The 19,029-nt window shown below is 59.5% G+C and carries 19 protein-coding genes; 8 read left to right on the top strand and 11 right to left on the bottom strand.

All coding sequences use genetic code 11. From position 1 onward, the window contains the following. Positions 1-63 precede the first annotated feature (63 nt). Positions 64-828, top strand: coding sequence for an adenosylcobinamide-GDP ribazoletransferase (gene cobS, locus J5Y17_RS03550; RefSeq protein WP_219783830.1), 765 nt, complete (start codon positions 64-66; stop codon positions 826-828). A 204-nt stretch (positions 829-1,032) separates the two neighbouring features. Beyond that, entirely contained in the window at positions 1,033-2,745 is a 1,713-nt protein-coding gene (locus J5Y17_RS03545; protein ID WP_219783829.1) for an alpha/beta hydrolase, read from the top strand. A gap of 419 nt (positions 2,746-3,164) precedes the next feature. Here the strand turns inward: J5Y17_RS03545 and J5Y17_RS03540 are convergent, their stop codons facing one another. The 5 genes from J5Y17_RS03540 to J5Y17_RS03520 form a co-directional block, all read right to left on the bottom strand. Further along, complete coding sequence (locus J5Y17_RS03540; RefSeq protein WP_167600034.1) at positions 3,165-3,674, bottom strand: CarD family transcriptional regulator; 510 nt, start codon at positions 3,672-3,674, stop codon at positions 3,165-3,167. Positions 3,675-4,084: 410 nt separating this feature from the next. Beyond that, a complete protein-coding gene (fdxA, locus tag J5Y17_RS03535) occupies positions 4,085-4,423 on the bottom strand; it encodes a ferredoxin FdxA (RefSeq protein WP_167600033.1) in 339 nt (112 codons plus the stop codon). A 53-nt stretch (positions 4,424-4,476) separates the two neighbouring features. Beyond that, positions 4,477-4,857 (bottom strand): RNA-binding S4 domain-containing protein, encoded by a 381-nt coding sequence (locus tag J5Y17_RS03530; RefSeq protein WP_219783828.1) that lies wholly within the window; start codon positions 4,855-4,857, stop codon positions 4,477-4,479. Next, a complete protein-coding gene (locus J5Y17_RS03525; RefSeq protein ID WP_219783827.1) occupies positions 4,858-7,743 on the bottom strand; it encodes a helicase-related protein in 2,886 nt (961 codons plus the stop codon). 35 nt (positions 7,744-7,778) lie between these two features. Further along, entirely contained in the window at positions 7,779-8,300 is a 522-nt protein-coding gene (locus J5Y17_RS03520) for a tetratricopeptide repeat protein (RefSeq protein ID WP_370628846.1), read from the bottom strand. Between the two features lie 138 nt (positions 8,301-8,438). On the opposite strand from J5Y17_RS03520, the gene J5Y17_RS03515 reads away from it, so the two are divergent. From J5Y17_RS03515 to J5Y17_RS03500, 4 genes are all read left to right on the top strand, one after another. Further along, the gene (locus J5Y17_RS03515; protein WP_219783825.1) at positions 8,439-8,729 is read left to right on the top strand and encodes an SCP2 sterol-binding domain-containing protein; all 291 of its coding nucleotides are present in this window, start codon (positions 8,439-8,441) and stop codon (positions 8,727-8,729) included. Between the two features lie 6 nt (positions 8,730-8,735). After that, entirely contained in the window at positions 8,736-9,689 is a 954-nt protein-coding gene (locus J5Y17_RS03510) for an alpha/beta fold hydrolase (protein ID WP_219783824.1), read from the top strand. 73 nt (positions 9,690-9,762) lie between these two features. Beyond that, entirely contained in the window at positions 9,763-11,598 is a 1,836-nt protein-coding gene (locus tag J5Y17_RS03505; protein ID WP_219783823.1) for a M3 family oligoendopeptidase, read from the top strand. Continuing rightward, on the top strand, positions 11,595-12,074 hold the full coding sequence (locus J5Y17_RS03500; protein ID WP_219783822.1) for a GNAT family N-acetyltransferase: 480 nt from the start codon (positions 11,595-11,597) through the stop codon (positions 12,072-12,074). Before J5Y17_RS03505 ends, J5Y17_RS03500 begins: the two co-directional genes overlap by 4 nt. Here the strand turns inward: J5Y17_RS03500 and J5Y17_RS03495 are convergent, their stop codons facing one another. Next, the gene (locus tag J5Y17_RS03495; protein WP_219783821.1) at positions 12,075-12,344 is read right to left on the bottom strand and encodes a DksA/TraR family C4-type zinc finger protein; all 270 of its coding nucleotides are present in this window, start codon (positions 12,342-12,344) and stop codon (positions 12,075-12,077) included. Position 12,345: 1 nt separating this feature from the next. Continuing rightward, positions 12,346-12,663 carry a DUF4389 domain-containing protein gene (locus J5Y17_RS03490; RefSeq protein WP_219783820.1) on the bottom strand — a complete coding sequence of 106 codons (318 nt, stop codon included), beginning with the start codon at positions 12,661-12,663 and terminating at the stop codon, positions 12,346-12,348. 155 nt (positions 12,664-12,818) lie between these two features. On the opposite strand from J5Y17_RS03490, the gene J5Y17_RS03485 reads away from it, so the two are divergent. After that, positions 12,819-13,988, top strand: a complete 1,170-nt coding sequence (locus tag J5Y17_RS03485; RefSeq protein ID WP_219783819.1) for a dipeptidase — start codon at positions 12,819-12,821, stop codon at positions 13,986-13,988. Positions 13,989-13,991: 3 nt separating this feature from the next. Here J5Y17_RS03485 and J5Y17_RS03480 read toward each other — a convergent pair whose 3' ends face one another. The 4 genes from J5Y17_RS03480 to J5Y17_RS03465 form a co-directional block, all read right to left on the bottom strand. Continuing rightward, entirely contained in the window at positions 13,992-14,711 is a 720-nt protein-coding gene (locus J5Y17_RS03480) for an alpha/beta hydrolase (protein ID WP_219783818.1), read from the bottom strand. A 484-nt stretch (positions 14,712-15,195) separates the two neighbouring features. After that, the gene (locus J5Y17_RS03475) at positions 15,196-16,164 is read right to left on the bottom strand and encodes a Gfo/Idh/MocA family protein (protein ID WP_219783817.1); all 969 of its coding nucleotides are present in this window, start codon (positions 16,162-16,164) and stop codon (positions 15,196-15,198) included. 107 nt (positions 16,165-16,271) lie between these two features. Further along, positions 16,272-17,168: an RNA polymerase sigma factor RpoH gene (rpoH, locus tag J5Y17_RS03470; RefSeq protein WP_219783816.1), complete on the bottom strand. Its 897-nt coding sequence runs from the start codon at positions 17,166-17,168 to the stop codon at positions 16,272-16,274. Between the two features lie 209 nt (positions 17,169-17,377). Beyond that, the gene (locus J5Y17_RS03465) at positions 17,378-18,394 is read right to left on the bottom strand and encodes an RluA family pseudouridine synthase (protein ID WP_219783815.1); all 1,017 of its coding nucleotides are present in this window, start codon (positions 18,392-18,394) and stop codon (positions 17,378-17,380) included. On the opposite strand from J5Y17_RS03465, the gene J5Y17_RS03460 reads away from it, so the two are divergent. Next, complete coding sequence (locus J5Y17_RS03460; protein ID WP_219783814.1) at positions 18,393-18,728, top strand: DUF6476 family protein; 336 nt, start codon at positions 18,393-18,395, stop codon at positions 18,726-18,728. The genes J5Y17_RS03465 and J5Y17_RS03460 overlap by 2 nt on opposite strands. Positions 18,729-19,029 lie beyond the last annotated feature (301 nt).

Genomic DNA, 19,029 nt, shown 5'->3' with positions numbered 1-19,029 from the left:
CATTGTATTTGTCTTGCCGGGGTTTTATCCCGAGAGCACCCACATGGACAGGAGCGATTTCACATGTTCCCCCGTTTCAAACCGCGTTTCCAACCCGCGCCCGGCGACATTGCCACAGCACTGGCCCTTTTGACCCGTATTCCGGTGCGGGCCGGGTTCGGCCGCACGGCGGAGGCGACATGGGCCTTTCCGCTCGCGGGGCTGGCCGTGGGACTGATCGCGGGCGCTATCGCCACAATTGCGGGCTGGCTGACGCTTGGGGCCGGACTGATCGCCGGGTTCACCCTCGCCGCCTCCATCATTGTCACCGGCGCAATGCACGAAGACGGCCTAGCGGATTGCTCCGATGGCTTTTGGGGCGGATTCACGCGCGTGCGGCGTCTTGAGATCATGCGCGACAGTCGCATCGGGGCTTACGGCGTCCTCGCGCTGATCCTGTCGCTGTTGCTGCGCTTCACGGCACTCTCGATGCTTGCGCATCAGGATGTGATCGTCACCACAGTGATCGCCAGCGCCATGCTATCGCGCGCACCCCTGCCCTATCTCATGGCCTTGATGCCACCCGCACGCGAGGACGGGCTTTCGGTCCAAACCGGCCGCCCGCCGCGTGACGCCGCGAGCCTTGGTGCCGTGGTGGCCTTTGTGCTCTGCTGGATCGTCGTTGGTTTTGTGCCCACTGTGCTCGCCGCCTCCGCTGTCACCGCAACCGCCTTTGTCACCGCACGGATCGCCAAGCGTAAAATCGGCGGCCAGACCGGCGATGTGCTCGGCGCGACGCAGAATGTGGCAGAGATCATGGCTCTGACGGTCTTTGCCACGCTCGCCTGACGCGCGCCTCACCCAAACCTTTTCGTCATTGCCCCCCTCATCTGCATACGATTGAGGCACGCCCCGCAGTGAAACCTGCGGTTTCCCCTACCTTTTCAGGGGGAAAAGTCATCTGCTTTTCCCATGCGGTCAAAAAACGCTTTGCCTCCCCAAGACAGCGAGCGATCCTACCAGCACACAGTCAATCGCACCCCTCGGCTCGTCATGAACCAAACTCGCATCCCCCCTCCGGACGATATCCTGTCCGCGATCTATGACGTGGCACTCGCGCCCGAATGTTATGCTCGACTCTTGCCGCATATGGATCGCGAAACAGTGCCGGCCGGTCTGTCGGAAAGCACTCTGCTCAAACATTTTCATCGCGCCGAAGAAATCCTCGCGCGCAGCACTCTACCCTCGAAAGCTGATGAGATCGCCACTCTCATGGAGCGGTTTTCGCAATCCACCGCCATTCTGGTGGATGCCCGATTCTCCGTTCTGGCGGCCAACGGCTCGACTAGGTCGCTTTTCGGGGTCGACGTTGGCGCATCTCTCGGTTGCGCCGCGATGCCCGAGGACACGCGTGCGACCTTGCTGGCGCTGGTCAGAAAGCATCTGAACCAGCGCACTGCAGACAATGAGACCGCAGACACGCTTTTGGAATTGCACAGGGACAACCACGCGCGCCCGACCCTCTTGAAACTGCATGTGGAGATCTTACCACAGGTCGGGCCGGTGGTCCTGATCCTCTCGTCTGAACTGATCTGGCCAGAGGGTTTCGACGCGGTGCTGGCCTCGGCCTTTGCTTTGACGCCCGCCGAGATTGCCGTGATCCAGAGGTTGATCAAATCCGAAAATATTCAGGAAATCGCCGCCGCACGCGGGCGCTCTGTCGATACGATCCGCACGCAGGTCAAGACCATCCTGAGCAAGACCGACACACGTTCGCAAGCCGAATTGATCCGCATCGTTTTGATGATGATGCACATGGCGACGGCACCGGGTGCAACTCGTGCGCAAGCCGTTATGGACGTGGCCAGACCGGCGGTTCAATGGATGAGCATGCGTCTCAGCGACGGACGGCGGATGGACTATCGCGAATTTGGTGCAACTACGGGCAAACCGATCCTTGTCTGGCCAATGGATTATGGGTTCACCCATTGGCCACAGGCGGCAGAGGAACAGGCCCGCGCTTTGGGGCTTCGCGTGATCTTGCCACTACGGGGAGGCTACGGCCCCTCGGACACGCCCCCCGCGACAGGCAGCCTGTCCGAACACTACGCGCGTGACATGGCCGAACTGGTGGCACATCTGAACCTCGGCCCCTGCCCGCATCTGGCGCTTGGGGTCGATGTGATGTTCGTCGCCAAATTCGCAGCCCTTTTCCCGCATCTCATAACCGGCGTTTTCGGGTGCGGCGCGGTCTTCCCGGTAACCGAACCCAATCAGATCGCCTGCATGGACAAATGGCACCGCATGATCCTCGCCACAGCCCGCCATACGCCGCGGCTTTTGCCGTTTTTGATCAAGGCGGGGTTCGCGCTGGCGCAAAAGGCCGGGAAAGACGCCTTCATCCGCAATATCTTCGCCGATGCGCCGGGGGATCTCGCGTTGCTGGACGATCCTGACACCCGCGAGGCCCTGTTAGAGGGCAGCCACTTCACCCTGTCGAAGGACTATAACGCGGCGGATATTTTCACCCGGACCACGATTGAACAGATGACGATGGATTGGTCGCAGGATCTCCGCGCCCTTGCCCGACATGTGCCGGTGCACTTCCTGCATGGCACGGAAGACACAGAAATCCCGCCCGAAATGTTGGCCCAACATGCCGCGCGCTATCCGGAGATCAAGATCGAGACCTGTGACAACGCAGGCCGCTTCGTGTTCTTTCGCGCCTGGGACAAAGCGCTCGCGCATTTGACCCGAATGGCCTGACGGTTTCTACATTCTTACCGTTTTTTTGACGCGCTTACCCCATCTGGGGAATGTGGCTTGCCCCCTATCGGCATAGAAAAAACAGGCCGATTGCACGGCGCAGGAGAAGCATAATGAGTTTTCATGAGTTGGATGTCACCCTCCTGTGCCGTGCCATCAGTGTCGTCGGCCAGCCTCTCGAAATGAAGAGGAGCGGCTTGGCGCACATCTCATTTCGCAGACCTCTCGAACAGTGGCCCTGACCGTTTGAGGGGGTTGCGATCTGACTGGGCTCCTTCGCCGTAAAGTCAGGAGAAGCGCTGTCACCTCGTGGGACAGCGTTTTCTTTTGCGCCATCCACACAGAAAACCGTCATAAAAAAAACCGCCGGAGAGGTCTCCCTCTCGGCGGTTTCCTTTGTGCTTGATACACTCAGAAGATCAGGCGGCGCGGCTCACGAGCACGTCGCTGACTTTCTTCTGCGCATCCGCCTCGTCGGAACCGGACACAGCAGCGACTTCGCGGGTCAGTCGATCCAGAGCCGCTTCATAAAGCTGACGCTCGGAGTAGCTCTGCTCGCGCTGGTCGTCGGTGCGGTGCAGGTCGCGCACCACTTCGGCGATGGCGATCAAATCGCCGGAGTTGATCTTTTGCTCATATTCCTGCGCGCGGCGGGACCACATGGCGCGTTTGACCTTGGCTTTGCCTTTGAGGGTCTTCATCGCGTCCTGAATCAGTTCCGGCGACGACAGCGACCGCAGGCCGGATTCGACGGCTTTGTTGGTCGGAACGCGCAGCGTCATCTTATCTTTCTCAAAGGCGATGACGAAAAGTTCAAGGGACATGCCCGCGATTTCCTGTTCTTCGATCGACATGATCTGACCGACGCCATGGGCCGGATAAACAACGTAATCGTTGGGGCGGAATTCGGATTTCTTGGTCTTGCTCATTTGCAGGTGTTTTCCTCAGACGGGACCGTTGGCACCACCGTCTCGGTCGCATCGCACTTTCGCGTTTTCCGAAACCGCAAAAAGCCGGGCACACACAAAAGCCCGAAATCAATCTGCAGCGTTCCCGCCAAAAGGCTTTGGAACAAGGAATTAGGCGCGAAAAACTCAATCCCCGTAAAAGCGTGGCTCAGGGGGTTGAGGTCGATATGTCCTAACGTGGTTGAGTTACCATAGCACAAAAAACGCCCCAAAGAAAGCACAGCTCAGCGAGGCGGCAGCAAGAGCCCCCCGTTTTCAGGGGGGTTATCCATGAATCAAGGACTTATAGAGAGCTCTGCATATAAAAAGGGCCCACGCGTCGGGGCCCTTGAAATGCGAATCATCCACATGATTCGAAAAGTCGGATCGACTCAGGAGCCCTCGCCGGGCGCTTCGGAGAAATACTTCTCCAGCTTGCCCTCTTCGCCGTCCTTGTCCTCATAGCCCGGCATCGGGTCTTTCTTCTCAAGGATCACCGGCCAAGCTTCGGCATATTTGCGGTTGAGCTCGACCCATTTCTCCATGTCCGGCTCGGTGTCCGGACGGATCGCATCGGCCGGGCATTCCGGTTCACAGACGCCACAGTCGATACATTCATCGGGATGAATCACCAGCATGTTCTCACCCTCGTAGAAACAATCCACGGGGCAGACTTCGACACAGTCGGTGTATTTACAGGCGATGCAGTTATCAATCACGACATAGGTCATTGCGGCTCATCCAAATCTGATCATTTGCGCCTTAGCTAGCCCCAAGTGCCGGATCAATCAAGCATGTCAGGGCGCGAAAGGTCCGTCATGCGACGATCTTTCTTTGTAGGACGACCTTTTCCCTCGAACCGTGGCACAGACGGAACAGGGTCCTTCGGTGGCGCGGGCGGGCTGAGGTCTTCGTAAAGGGTTTGCGCTTCGGGCGCCGGACCGCGCCGCGTGCCACAGGCGGCAATCTTGATCACCCGGATGTGGCGCGCCTGCGGGAAGGTCAGAACATCGCCTTCGCCCACAGAGGTCGAAGCCTTCGCCACCTTGTTGGAATTCACCCGCACGTGCCCGCCGGTGACGGTCTTGGCCGCCAACCCGCGGGTTTTGAAAAAGCGGGCATACCACAGCCACTTGTCGAGACGAATGGTCTCCCGCTTTTCCATTTACTTCTTGTCCTTAAGCCCCATGAGCGCGGCAGCGAACGGGTTGTCCGGGTCGATCTGCTTTTCCTTGCGCGGCGGTTTGGCGGAGAAGGACTGCGGCTGGTTGCCGCCCTTGCCGCCATCACGACCACCATCACGGCGCGGCTTGCCACCTTTTTTACCCTGCGGCTTGCCGCCACCCTTTTTACCCTGCGGACGATCCCCGCCCTCACGGCGCGGGCCACGGCCAGCGTTGCGGTTGCCACCACGGTTGCCGCCCCAAGTGAAGGTGTAGAACACTTCCATCTCGGTTTCCGACAGACCGGCGTCAGCAGCCACACCTTCGGGCACTTCGGTCTCGGCAAACTCTGCGGCCTCATCCTCGACGGGCGCGGGTTCGGCGATCTCGGCAGAGGGCGCTTCTCCCTCATCCGGGATCTGAGCGGCCACACCGGACAGATCGGCAGGCGTGTCTTCGGCATTTTCAGCAGGCGCGGCTTCGGACTCGATCACTTGATCGACGGCTTTTACCTTCACGCGTTCGCCCTGCTCGGCCTTGTAGCCCATGCCGCCCATCAGGTCAGCGAATTGCTCCAAGGTCATGCCGGTGATCGACAGCATATCCGGGTTGGCTTCAAAGCCGCCACGGCTGTCTTGACTGCGCAGCAGATCGGCTAGGCGTTCCAGCATGTCGATGCGGATCGCGCGCTGACCGGAGAGACGGTAGCCGGACATCGCGTAATAGCCTTCGGGCGCATCCACCACGGCGGGAATGGTCACCAGACCCGGCGGAGGGCTGTCGGGGAAGGTGTCGAATTTCGCGTTCAAAGCCCACAAGAGCAGACGCAAACGCGTCGGCGCGGGTTTGAGCAAAAGCGGCATGAAGATCGTGTATTGACCAAACCGCACGCCGTGTTTGCGCAGCGCGCCACGGGCGTCTTGATCCAGATCTTTCACCTCTTGAGCGATCTGCTCACGCGGGATCACGCCGAGGTTTTCCACCAAACGGAAGGCAAAGCCGCGCGCCAGACCGGTGAGAGTCTCGTCGCGGGACATGTTCAAAAGCGGCTCAAAGAGGGTCGCGATCTTGCGGTCGATGAAATGCTGCAAACGGCGCTGGACCTTGTCCGCTACGTCTTGGGCAACACCGTCGTCGACAAAGGCCACGGCACGCGGTTTGAGCGCATCGTCGCCGGCAACGAGTTTGCCCACGGCGTGCTCACCCCACATCAGACCACCCTGTTCGGTGAAATCCATCTCCGTGTCGGGCGCGTTGTAGAACCGGTCAGCGCGCAGGCTGAACTCCGGCGCCAATGCCGCCATCGCGGCCTGGGCCAGCGTCTTGGCTTCATCGGGCGTTGCCGCCTTGTCCTGCTGAAAGCGGAACCCTTCCAGACGGCCGACGAATTCGCCTTCAACCGTCACTTCACCTTTATCGTTCACGTCGGCCACAAGGCCCTCCTTTTGCTTGAGCCGCCGAAGGAGCACGCTCGTCCGCCGGTCCACAAATCTTTGCGTCAGTGCGCCATGCAACGCATCCGACAATCGGTCTTCTACAGCGCGGGTCGCGCCGCGCCAATGGCTTTCGTCATCGACCCAGTTTTCGCGCTGCGCAACATAGGTCCAAGTGCGAATATAGGCGAGTCTTTTAGACAGAGTGTCGATATTGCCCTCTGTCCGGTCAATGCGTTTGATCTGTTGGGCCATCCAATCGTCGGGAACACGCCCATATTCGTGCAAAAATTCGAAAATCCGCTCCAAAAGCGACGTGTGTTCGCCGTGACTGATTCCCCGAAAATCCGGAATGCGGCACACATCCCACAAAAGCCGCACGTCTTTCGAGCCACGCAGACGCGGGCGCACGGTTTTCAGATCCGACAGAGTTTTCAGCGCCTGTAGATCATCCGCCTCGCGCGCCTTCACCAAAGACGGATCATCAGGCGCCATCTCCAAAGAGCCGATCAACCGGTCGACCGTGCCGAATTCCAACCGCGAATTGCGCCAGTTGAGCTTTTTCTGAGGCGTAAACCGGTGCTCCTCGATGGCCTCGATCACCTCTTCGTCAAAGGGCGAGGCCTCCCCCGTCACGCCAAAGGTCCCGTCGGTCTGATAGCGCCCGGCCCGACCCGCGATCTGGGCCAGCTCGTTGGGCATCAAGGGCCGCATGCGCCGCCCGTCGAACTTCACGGTCGAGGAAAACGCCACATGGGTCACGTCGAGATTGAGCCCCATGCCGATCGCATCCGTGGCGACGAGGTAATCGACATCGCCGTTTTGATACATCTCGACCTGCGCGTTGCGGGTGCGCGGGGAAAGCGCCCCCATGACGACCGCAGCCCCGCCCTTTTGACGGCGCAAGAGCTCTGCGATGGCATAGACATCTTCAACAGAAAACCCAACAATCGCGGCCCTTGGCGGCATTCGACTTATCTTTTTCGAACCTGCGTAGGTCAGGCGCGAATATCGGTCGCGCTGCATGAATTGCGCCTTGGGCACCAGTTGCGCAATCACCGAGCGCATCGAATCCGAGCCCATGAACAGGGTCTCATGGGTGCCGCGGGCATGGAGCAAACGGTCGGTGAACACGTGACCACGCTCGGGATCAGCGCACAGCTGAATCTCATCGACGGCGAGAAAATCCGAGCCCATGCCGGTGGGCATCGCCTCGACCGTGCAGACCCAGTATTGCGTGCGCGGCGGCACGATACGCTCCTCGCCCGTGACCAACGCCACGACCGACGGCCCACGCGCCGCGACGATGCGGTCGTAGACCTCACGCGCCAAAAGCCGCAAAGGCAGGCCGATAACGCCCGTGCGATAGGACAGCATCCGCTCAATCGCGTAATGGGTTTTGCCTGTATTCGTGGGGCCGAGCACTGCCGTGATCCGACCGGTCATGCCCGTCATCGCATTCGCCTTCTTCGTCCGAGTCAGATGAGGTTTTAGAGCGCCGTGCCCTCGAGCACCAGTTCCAGACGCGCGATCCGATCCGACAGACCTTGCATTTGCGGGTGAATCTCTTGGATTTGCAAGAGAACCTCCAAGGCGCGGGGGTTATCCCCGATTTCTTCGAGGATCAAAGCCAGCCCCGACAAGGCGCCAAAATGCCGTGGTTCGCGGTCCAGGACCTGGCCGATGTCGGCAATAGACGGCCCGTAAAGGCCGGCCATGAAATATGCCGTAGCACGCGCGTTGTAGGCTTCGGTAAATTCGGGTGCATGATCGACAAGCGCAGTCAGATGACCTATGGCGCCGGTGATGTCGCCCACTTCCATCGCCGCACGCCCCCGCTCCAAAAGCAAATCCATCGCGTCAGAGCCCGAGCGCGACAATTCCATCGCGATTTCCTGTTCGATCTGCGCCGCGCCGAACGGATCGGCATCCGACAATTGCGCAAAAAGCTCGTCGAGCCGCGCCTGATCCGCCGCAAACCCCGGCTGTCCGGCAAAAAAAAGCCAGAACACAGCCGGAAACGTAACGGCACATTTGAGTAATTGTCGCAATGCTTTCATAACACTTCAGATAGTAGCTTTCTGACGCGGATGTTCAAAGTCACAAATGAGTGCCTATATGCTCCGCGAAGACCAACCAAAGGAAAACCCATGAGCGATCTCATCACCAAAGCCGTCGCAGCCCTGAACGAAAAGATGGAGGGCGGTTTTGACGCCGGTGTCGCGAAATTCGTGATTGAGGGCGAAGGTGCCATCGTGGTCGACAGCGACGGCGCACGCGCCTCTGACGACGACGCCGATGTGACCCTGACCGCCGATCTCGAGACCTTCCAAGGCATGATCGAGGGCGATGTGAACCCGACCGCCGCCTTCATGCAGGGCAAGCTGTCGGTCGACGGCGACATGGGCCTCGCGATGCAACTGGGCTCCGTGCTGGCCTGAGTGCAGATGACCGAAACCGCACCTTATTTTGCTGATCTGGCCCAAGGGCCGGAGGGCGGCGAAGCCTATTGGCTGACCACCTCGGACGGGGTGCGAATTCGTGTCGGGCTCTGGCCACAAAACAGCGACCAGGAACGCGCGAAGGGCACGGTGTTCATCCTGCCCGGGCGCACCGAATGTGTCGAAAAATACGGCCGAGGGGCGGCGGATCTTGCCGCCCGCGGCTTTGCCTCGCTGGCCATCGATTGGCGTGGACAAGGCTTGGCAGATCGCCCTTTGAAAGATCGGCGTATCGGCCATGTGGCGGCGTTTCAGGACTACCAAATGGACCTCGACGCGGTGATGGCCTTGGCCGAAGAGAAAGCCATGCCGAAGCCGTGGTTCCTGATCGGGCATTCCATGGGCGGTGCGATCGGTATCCGGGCATTGATTGAGGGCAAACCCTTTCAGGCTGCCGGATTTTCCGCGCCGATGTGGGGCATTGGCCTGACGCCGATCCAGCGACTTCTGGTGCGATTTGCCTCTCCGGTGCTAGACGCGCTCGGACTGCAAAACATGCGCGCGCCGGGCACGAAGCTTGAGACCTATATGATCTGGAACGGGTTTAAGAATAATCTTTTGACCTCCGATCGCGAGATGTTCGATTACATGACCGATCAAGTCGTGGCCAAGCCCGATCTCGGCCTTGGTGGGCCGTCCTCGCATTGGGTCATGGAGGCGATCCGGGAAAACGACTGGGCCGCAGAGCATCCTTTGCCGGACGTTCCGGTGCTGTGTTTCTTGGGTGGCGACGAGAAGATCGTGAACACACAAGCTGTGAAAGACCTTGCGACCCGCTGGCCGTCTTGTGAGTTGGTCATCGTGCCGGGCGCACGCCACGAGGTGCCGATGGAGACGCCAGCCACGCGCAAACAGTTCTACGACCGGCTGGCCGCGCTTTTTGAGCAAAGCGCACCCTAAACCACCCTATCCCCTTTGCATCCCCCGCTTTGAGGCCCTATCTCTTAGACAACATTGAGATAGGAGTGATGCGATGCGGTTCACCATGACGCAGCGAGAGCGGCAAGACAGAGTTTTCGATGCAAGTGCCGAGGGCGGTGCGAAGAAATTCGGAGACCTGCCGGACTGGGATCTGACCGATCTTTACCCCGCCACCGACGCACCCGAAGTGAAACGCGATCTTGACTGGCTCGAAGAACATTGCGCCAGTTTTGCCGAAGAATACGAAGGCAAGCTCGCCGATCTTGACGGCGCGGGCATGTATGAATGCATCCTGCGCGACGAGCGGATTTCGCAGGTCGCCGGGCGTTTGGGCTCTTTTGCCGGCCTGCTTTATTACCAGAACACGGTCGACGGCGAGCGCGCCAAGTTCTTTTCTGACATTCAGGATAAGATCACGACGTACACCGCGCCGCTGGTGTTCTTCTCCCTCGAAGTGAACCGCATTCCCGAGGAAACGCTCGAAGAGATGCTCAAACACGAGGGCCTGTCGCGGTACCGTCCGATCTTTGAACGGATGCGCAAAATGCGGCCCTATCAGCTTTCCGACGAGTTGGAGCGCTACGAGCATGACATGTCCGTCGTGGGCGCGTCGGCGTGGAACAAGCTGTTCGACGAAACCGTCGCCGATCTCAAATTCGAGGTGAATGGCGAGACCTTGGGCCTTGAGGCGACGACGACGCTGATGTCCGACCCCGACCGCGCGGTACGCGAGGCGGCGGCGAAAGAAGTCGCCAAAGTTCTCGGCAACAACATCAAGATTTTCACCCGTGTTCACAACACCTTGGCCAAGATGGGCGACATCGAGGACAAATGGCGTGGCATGCCGACGCCGCAGACGGGCCGTCACCTGTCGAATGACGTCGAGCCCGAGGTCGTCGAGGCGCTGCGCGACGCTGTGGTCGCGGCCTATCCGAAACTGTCGCATCGCTATTACGAGCTGAAACGCGGCTGGCTAGGCCTCGATAAGCTGCAAATCTGGGACCGCAACGCGCCGCTTCCGCTGGAAGAAACCCGCACAATCGGCTGGGACGAGGCGCAGAAAACGGTGATGGAGGCCTACGCAGGCTTTGCGCCGAAAATGGCCGAGATCGCCAAGCCGTTCTTCACCGATGGCTGGATTGATGCGGGCGTGAAACCGGGCAAGGCGCCGGGCGCTTTTGCCCATCCGACCGTCACCGACGCGCACCCCTATGTGATGCTGAACTACCTTGGCAAACAGCGTGATGTCATGACCCTCGCCCACGAATTGGGCCATGGCGTCCATCAGGTTCTGGCCGCAGGTCAGGGCGAGCTTTTGGCCAACACGCCTTTGACGCTCGCCGAAACCGCCTCGGTCTTTGGCGAAATGCTGACCTTCCAGAAGCTGTTGAAAGACGCGAAAACGCCCGCCGAGCGCAAGGTTTTGCTCGCAGGCAAGGTCGAGGACATGCTCAACACGGTCGTGCGCCAGATCGCGTTCTACGACTTCGAATGCAAACTCCACGCCGCCCGCAAGGGTGGTGAGTTGACCTCCGACGAGATCAACAAATTGTGGATGTCGGTGCAGGGTGAAAGCCTCGGCCCGGCCTTCGAATTCATGGATGGCTACGAGGTCTACTGGTCCTACGTGCCGCATTTCGTGCATTCACCGTTCTACGTCTACGCCTATGCCTTTGGCGACGGCTTGGTGAACGCACTTTACGCAGCCTATCAAGAACAGCCCGAAGGCTTCCAAGAGAAGTATTTCGACATGCTCAAAGCGGGCGGCTCAAAACACCACAAGGAGCTTTTGGCGCCCTTTGGATTGGATGCCTCAGACCCGAAATTCTGGGACAAGGGCCTGTCGATGATCTCCGGCTTTATTGATGAGTTGGAAGCGATGGAGTGAGCTCCGGCCTCACGATAAATCCCCTGCCCCGCAGCGCGTTGCACCGTGTTGCGGGGTTTTCCTTGCCGCCGGAGCAAGCGCAGTTTTCCGACCTGCCCGCCGAGACCATGGGCCGCGCGCCCGAGGATCGTGACGGTCATGTGATCGAGGAAAGTGGCGCGCCCGTCGGCTTTTTCGCCATTGATCGAAGCTATGCCGAGACGCATGAGTTCTCAGAGCCGGGCGCACTTGGGCTTAGGATGTTTCTGATTGATCACAAGGCACAGGGGCGCGGGGTTGCCTCCGGGGCCTGCGCGATGCTCAAAGTCTATCTGGCTAAGACTTACTCGGAGCGTAGCCTCTGCTACCTCACGGTAAATTGCCGCAATCCGCATGCTCGCAAGGCTTACCTGAACGGCGGGTTCACCGACACCGGCGCGCTCTATCATGGCGGAGGATTGGGGCCGCAGCACATTCTGCGGCTTGATCTCAGGTGATCACTTCAACTGACTGTCTTTCGACCCACGCCGGTTGATGCCACCGCGGGCCTTGTAGGCCCCGTCACGTTCCTGCTGGCAGTCGATGCAAAGCTTCACACCCGGAATGGCCTTGCGCCGCGCCTCTGGGATGTCCTCGCCGCATTCGGCACACTCATGAAAGCTTTCGCCCACCGGTGCGCGGGTCTGTTTCATCCGTGCCAATTCGTCCGAGATCGAGGCCTCGATCTGTTCGCTCACCGCGCCGTCTTTTGCCCAGCCGCCTGCCATCTCAGTCGAGCTCCGTCCAAGGCCAAGGCTTCACCTCGCTGTCACCTGTGATGTAACGCGTCGCCTTGGCGAACCAGATGCCAATATCGGTGCCTGCATCCGCCACACGGTCATTGGGCTTTTTGCCGTTCATCAGCATGATGATCGCCTGCAACACCGCCAAAACGCCGATAATGGTCGAGGCAAAGCTCATCATCACCCAGATGATGATCGAATGCAGGATACGCGCGCCGATGTTCTCGGAGATTTCCTCGGGCCGCACAGGCTTTTTGCCACCCATTTCGGGCATCACGTGATCGAATTCATGCGGGTCGGCCATGGATGATTCCTTTCCTCTGTTTCAGCAGTTTAACGCGAAGACCCCGCGACCAAAATCACCATGATCATAGGACAATGATCCGCGATGACGCGAGGTTTCATTTGGGCGATTTTCAGACTGCGCCTAGGGTCACGTGCAATACGGGAGGATTTTCAATGATCAAATGGATTGGACGTGGCCTTGGGCTGGTGATCGTCGCAGGCGCAGCGTTTTTCTTTGGCGTCTTGCCCGGCATCGTAGAGAAAGGCCAGAACGGCATGGTCGAGCACGCGCCCTACCCGGTCTCCGCCGAGGCACAGGCGCTGCACGACAGGATCGTGATCGGCGATTTGCATGCCGACAGCCTGCTGTGGAACCGCGACCTATTGAAACGCGGTGATCGCGGCCACGTCGATTTCCCGCGCCTGCGCGAGGGCAATGTCGCGGTTCAGGTTTTTACTGCCGTGACCAAAAGCCCAGCTGGACAAAATTACGACCACAATTCAGCTGATGCGCGGGACAACATCACGCTTTTGGCCATCGGGGAACTTTGGCCGGTGAAGAGCTGGAAAGACCTGACCGAGCGCGGGCTCTATATGGCGAAACGCATGCAGGGCTATGAGGCGGAAGCCCCCGATCAGGTGCGGATCATTCGTGCGAAATCCGACCTCGACGCGGTGCTGACAGCGCGGGCCGAAGGCCACCCCCTGACCGGCGCGCTCCTGGGCGCAGAGGGCGGGCATATTCTCGAGGGCGATCTCGCCAATCTGGACCGGATTTATGACGCGGGCTATCGCCTGATGGGGCTCACGCATTTCTTCGACAATGCGTTGGGGGGCTCTCTGCATGGTGAGGACGACACTGGGCTGACCGACTTTGGCCGTGCTGTGGTGCAGGAGTTGATCGGCAAACAGATGGTGATCGATCTCGCGCACGCCTCGCCAAAGATGGCACATGAAGTGATTGAGATGACCGACCAGCCGCTTGTGCTATCGCACACCGGCATCCATTCGCATTGCCCGGTGAAACGCAATTTCGAAGACGATCTGATGCAGCAGATCGCGGCAACAGGCGGCGTCATCGGCATAGGCTACTGGGCGGATGTGACCTGTGACGCCTCTCCCGCGGGGGTCGCCAAGACGATCAAGGCGGCGGTCGATCTTGTCGGCGCCGATCATGTCGCACTCGGATCAGACTACGATGGCTCGGTGACGGTAGAATTCGACACCTCGGAATTGGCGGCGCTGACGCAGGCGCTTATGGATCAGGGCCTCACGGAAGATCAGATCGCCGGTGTCATGGGGGGCAATATGATGCGGGTTCTGGGGGCGGTTCTGCCAGAGTAATCTCTACTCAACCGCCTCCACACCCAACTCCCACAACCGGCTGAGCGCCGCGCCTGCGCTCAGGTCCGGCTCGAACGCGCCGGTGTCGAGAAAGTGCAAGGTCTGAACGATGACGCGTGGGTTTTGCATCATGAAGGTGTGCGTCACCGGCAGGGTCAGATGCGCGGCCATGCCCGCGACCTTGGTGCTTTCGATGGACACCTTGCCATCGTCCTCGCCTTCGATCACTGCCGAGAGGATCGGGTTGAACGACTGGTTCCCGGCGATCACCCCGGTCTCAAACGGCACGGGCGGCAGGCTGTCGGGCAGGCTCTCTGTGCCAAGCTGCAACCCCGCCGGGCCGTTGGCACTCTCGAAGGCGGCATACTCCCCGAAGGTGTCGATGATCTCGGAGCCATGGTTGGGCGGACCAAGCATTACGACACGGCCCCAGTCCAACTCTGGGTGGTCGGCGGCAAAGCTGCGCAACAGGATCGCGCCCATGGAGTGGGTCACCACATCTGGCGCCGCATCCTCACCACAGTTCGCGCGTGCTCCACGCAACGCCGGATCGGCCAAAAGCGCCACAGGCGCCTCGCGCGACGGGTAGTCCTGATTGACGACCTGATAGCCCGCCGCCTCCAAGGTGTGTTCCATAACCAACATGGAAGCATCGGTGCGCGCGAGACCGTGTAAAAGGATCACGCAGTGGGGGGCCGACACAGCCGAAGAATCCACCGCCATAGGCAGAAACAATCCACTCAGACAAAGTGCGTAAAACAAACTCTTCATAGGAAAGCATATGGCCGCACGCTCTGGTCAAAACAAGTCAGGCAAAGCGGACCAAACAAACAAGGGCGCCCAATGGGCGCCCACACATTTACCTCCCTGAGGACTTCTCAGTCTACAACTGCCACCATATACACACGGCCCGGTTTGGCAGGTTCGTCATCACAGGTGTCGGCCCTTTGAGCGAGGGGGCACACGCTCCTCCGTCTCGCTTCATCCGGGGTCACAAGCCTCAATCGGCGGCACCCGTGCGGCGAACCCTCCAACCTCTGCCTTCAGCCCTGCGGTCGACTTCCCTCCACGGTTTCGAACCACTTGAGCCGGAGGCACCGGTTATTGCGGCGGATCCTCCATGTTGTTCTGGCCAGTCATGCGAGACATTCTCATGTCATCCTCCTTTGCCGTTCCAACATATATAGAATAGCGCGAGTCGCGCGCGTCAGCCTTGATCCGCATCAAATACGCTATCGATCATTGCCTGTGTGCCGCGCGCATTCTCCAAGCTCCAAGGATACTCCGCCCCGTCCCGCACAGAGCGGACAAAGTTTTCGACCTGACAGACATATTGGCGCACACGGGGGAAACGTTCGAGTTTCAGCCCACATTGGGTATCGCGTATCTCGATCTCCGCCTGTCCCGCGACTGCGGCGTTGAACGGAGTTTTGACGATGATGACGCCCTTGCGACCATGGAAGCGCACCTCCTGGAAGGGCGCCATGCGCATCGAGACATAGCCGTGGTAGGCAAAGCTCGGGAAACGCGCGGAAAATTCGGAACTGACATCGACGCCGTTCTCGCGGGTGATCTCGGCGTAGGTGATCTCGACGGGCTCCTCCCCGGTCGCAAACCGCGTACAGCCCATGGCATAGACGCCAATGTCGCCTAAGGCCCCACCGCCGGTCTCCGGGCGGTTGCGGATGTTGTCTATGTCAGGATTGTCAAAGGAAAACGCAACATCGACCCGGATCAAATCGCCGATCTCACCTTCGGCCAAAAGGGAACGCACCCGCTGCCATTGCGGGTGATGTACAATCATATAGGCCTCTGCACAGAGCAACCCTGTCTCGTCGCGCTTGGCAATCAGGGCGTCGATCTCGCCTGCCTTCATCGCGATGGGTTTTTCGCAGAGCACATGTTTACCGGCAGCGAGCGCCTTGAGGCTCCACTCGATATGCAGGTGATTTGGCAACGGAATATAGACCGCGTCGATCTCGTCCGAGGCCAGCATGGCGTCGTAGTCGGTGAAGACTTTGAGATCGGGGGCAAAGGCCTGAAACGGTGCGGCTTTTTCCATGGATGAGGTGGCGAGGGCGGCGAATGTGGCGCCTTCCGCCTCATGGATCGCGCGGGCCATATGTTCGCGGGCAAAATTCGCAGCGCCCAAAACGCCGAAGCGGACAGGTGTCATGTGCCGTTCTCCTTCTATCATGTTACCGCCATCATGCGCCGAACAGGACTAAAGAAAAAGGGGCAGCCGTGCGGCCACCCCTATGAATTCGTTGATCGTCTAAAAGATCAGGCGCCTTCGAGAATGCCCTGTTCCTTCGCCAACTCCTGCATCCTTTTCTGCAACTTCTCAAACGCACGCACCTCGATTTGACGGATGCGTTCGCGGGAGACGTCATATTGGCTCGACAGTTCTTCGAGCGTCACTGGCTGATCCTTGAGGCGGCGCTGCATCAGGATGTCTTTTTCGCGCTCATTGAGCACATCCATCGCCTGCACCAAAAGCTGGCGGCGAGTGTCCATCTCGTCGCGGGCCTCGTAATCGGCGGCCTGATCGGCGTTTTCGTCCTCAAGCCAGTCCTGCCACTGGGCGGAACCTTCCTCGTCATTGCCGACGGTGGCATTGAGGGACGCATCACCGCCCGACATCCGCCGGTTCATCGAGATCACCTCGTCCTCGGTCACGCCGAGATCGGTTGCGATCTGTTTGACGTTGTCAGGGTGCAAATCGCCATCTTCAAAGGCACCGATGCGGGCCTTCGCCTTGCGCAGGTTGAAGAACAGTTTCTTTTGCGCCGACGTCGTCCCGAGTTTCACCAGAGACCAGGAGCGCAGGATGTATTCCTGAATGCTCGCGCGAATCCACCACATCGCATAGGTCGAGAGGCGGAAGCCCTTTTCCGGATCAAAGCGTTTCACCGCCTGCATCAGGCCCACATTGGCCTCGGACACAACCTCAGCCTGCGGCAATCCGTAGCCGCGATAGCCCATGGCGATTTTGGCGGCCAAACGCAGGTGCGAGGTCACGAGCTTATGCGCCGCGTTGGCGTCCTCGTGATCCACCCAGCGTTTCGCCAGCATGTATTCTTCCTCGGGTTCCAGCATCGGGAACTTGCGGATTTCCTGCAAATAGCGGTTCAAACCCTGTTCGGGGCTCGGAGCCGGCAAATTGGCGTAGTTACTCATCTCTCACATCTCTCCCGCGTCACGCCTATGTTATAAGGCTTAACATGCCATTTAGGAAGGCCTGTTAGCGCTTTCAAGGGGGCGCATGCGCATTGGTATCCTCTAGGTCTGAACAAACCATGACCGAAGCCACAAAGTTCCCCAAGCGAAACCGTCAAGATTTCACCCGGCTCACGGCCATGTGGTCGCATGTTACAAAAAACGGACGTTTAAAGCGTGTCGAGGAGCATCTGCATGTCCTCTGGCAAAGGTGCCTCGAACCGCATCTCTTCACGGGTCACCGGATGGATAAAGCCCAAAACAGCGGCGTGAAGCGCCTGACGCGGGAAGGCATCAACCGCATCGCGCGCCGCGTCAGACAGCGCTTTATGGTTGAGTTTCCGCCGACCGCCATAGGTCTGATCGCCGACCAATCCATGCCCGGCATGCGCCATATGAACACGGATTTGATGCGTGCGCCCGGTTTCAAGCCAGCATTCCACCAGCGCCAATTGCGGCGGTGTGCCGTAAAGTTCCAGAACCCGCGCGCGGGTGATCGCGTGGCGGCCCTCGGTGAAGGACACGGCTTGCTTTTGACGATCCGTCTTGTGACGGCCAAGCATAGTGGTGATGCGCAGAATGTTCGAGCCCTCGAAACTCACGCCTTTGACACCGCGCAGGCGCGGGTCCATCGGGTCCGGCGCGCCATAGACCAGCGCGAAATATTTGCGCTCGACCGTGTGTTTTTCGAATTGTTTCGCAAGACCTTGGTGCGCCTTGTCGGATTTCGCGACGACCAGAATCCCCGAGGTGTCCTTGTCGATCCGGTGCACGATGCCGGGGCGTTTTTCGCCGCCGATCCCCGACAGGCTCTCGCCGCAATGATGCATCAAGGCGTTGACCAAAGTGCCCGAGGGGCTGCCAGGCGCCGGGTGGACGACCATGCCGACGGGTTTGTTCACCACGATCAGATCGTCATCTTCGTAGATCACGTCGAGTGGGATGTCTTCGGATTTGAGCTCGATCTCGGTGGCCTCTTCGACCGTGATCTCAATTTGGTCGCCCTCTTCTATCTTGCCCTTCTGATCCGTGACCACCACGCCGTTCACCTTCACGGCGCCCTCGGCCAAAAGTTTCACGAGCCGCGAGCGCGACAGCGTGGCTTCTTCTGGCACATCGCGGGCAATCGCCTTATCAAGACGTTTGGGCGGGTGTTCCCCGATGGTAAAGGAGACGGTGACAATCATGGATGATCCGGCAGGTAAGGACTTCGAATTGGACCCGAAAGACGCGGCCGGGCTGACGCTGTTGCGTCGGCTGGTCACCGGGCTTTTGGGGGTGATGATTGTCGGGTTTCTAGTGCTCATCGGCCTGCTTGTCACGCGCTTCCCTGATTTCGAGGACACGGGACCTGCGCTGAGCTGGCCCGAGACACTCGATCTGCCCGAAGGTGTGACGCCCGAGGCGGTGACGCGCGGGCCCGATTGGGTTGCTGTGGTGGCCGGGGATGAGATTCTGATTTTCGATGCCGCGTCCGGCGCGCTGCGCCAGCGGATTGCCGTCGAAACGCCGTCGAACTGACCGCGGCACATCTCTCTTTCTAAAATTCGACCTTCTGAAAACAGAGAACGCGGCGCCCTCCCCTGCGCCGCGTTCCTCCCCCCGAACATGAGGCCCATCACAGGCCAACAGTCGGGAGTGTTCGTTTTTGGTCAAGCTGCCCCGTCTTCTGTTCTGTCCTTGCAGCAATCACAGACTGCAAGTGCGAACAATGCGACCGGAAGCAGGACCAGGGCCGAATAGGCCAATCCTACGACATAAAGGTGCATCATGTCCTCCCTAAGAAGGAGACTAACACGCAATTTTAGAAATTGCTACATTT

Origin of the sequence: Celeribacter sp. PS-C1 (assembly GCF_019429625.1) — a bacterium.
Classification (GTDB): domain Bacteria; phylum Pseudomonadota; class Alphaproteobacteria; order Rhodobacterales; family Rhodobacteraceae; genus Celeribacter.
Note: the sequence above shows the minus strand (reverse complement) of the source record. Positions and strands in the feature narration are given on the sequence as shown.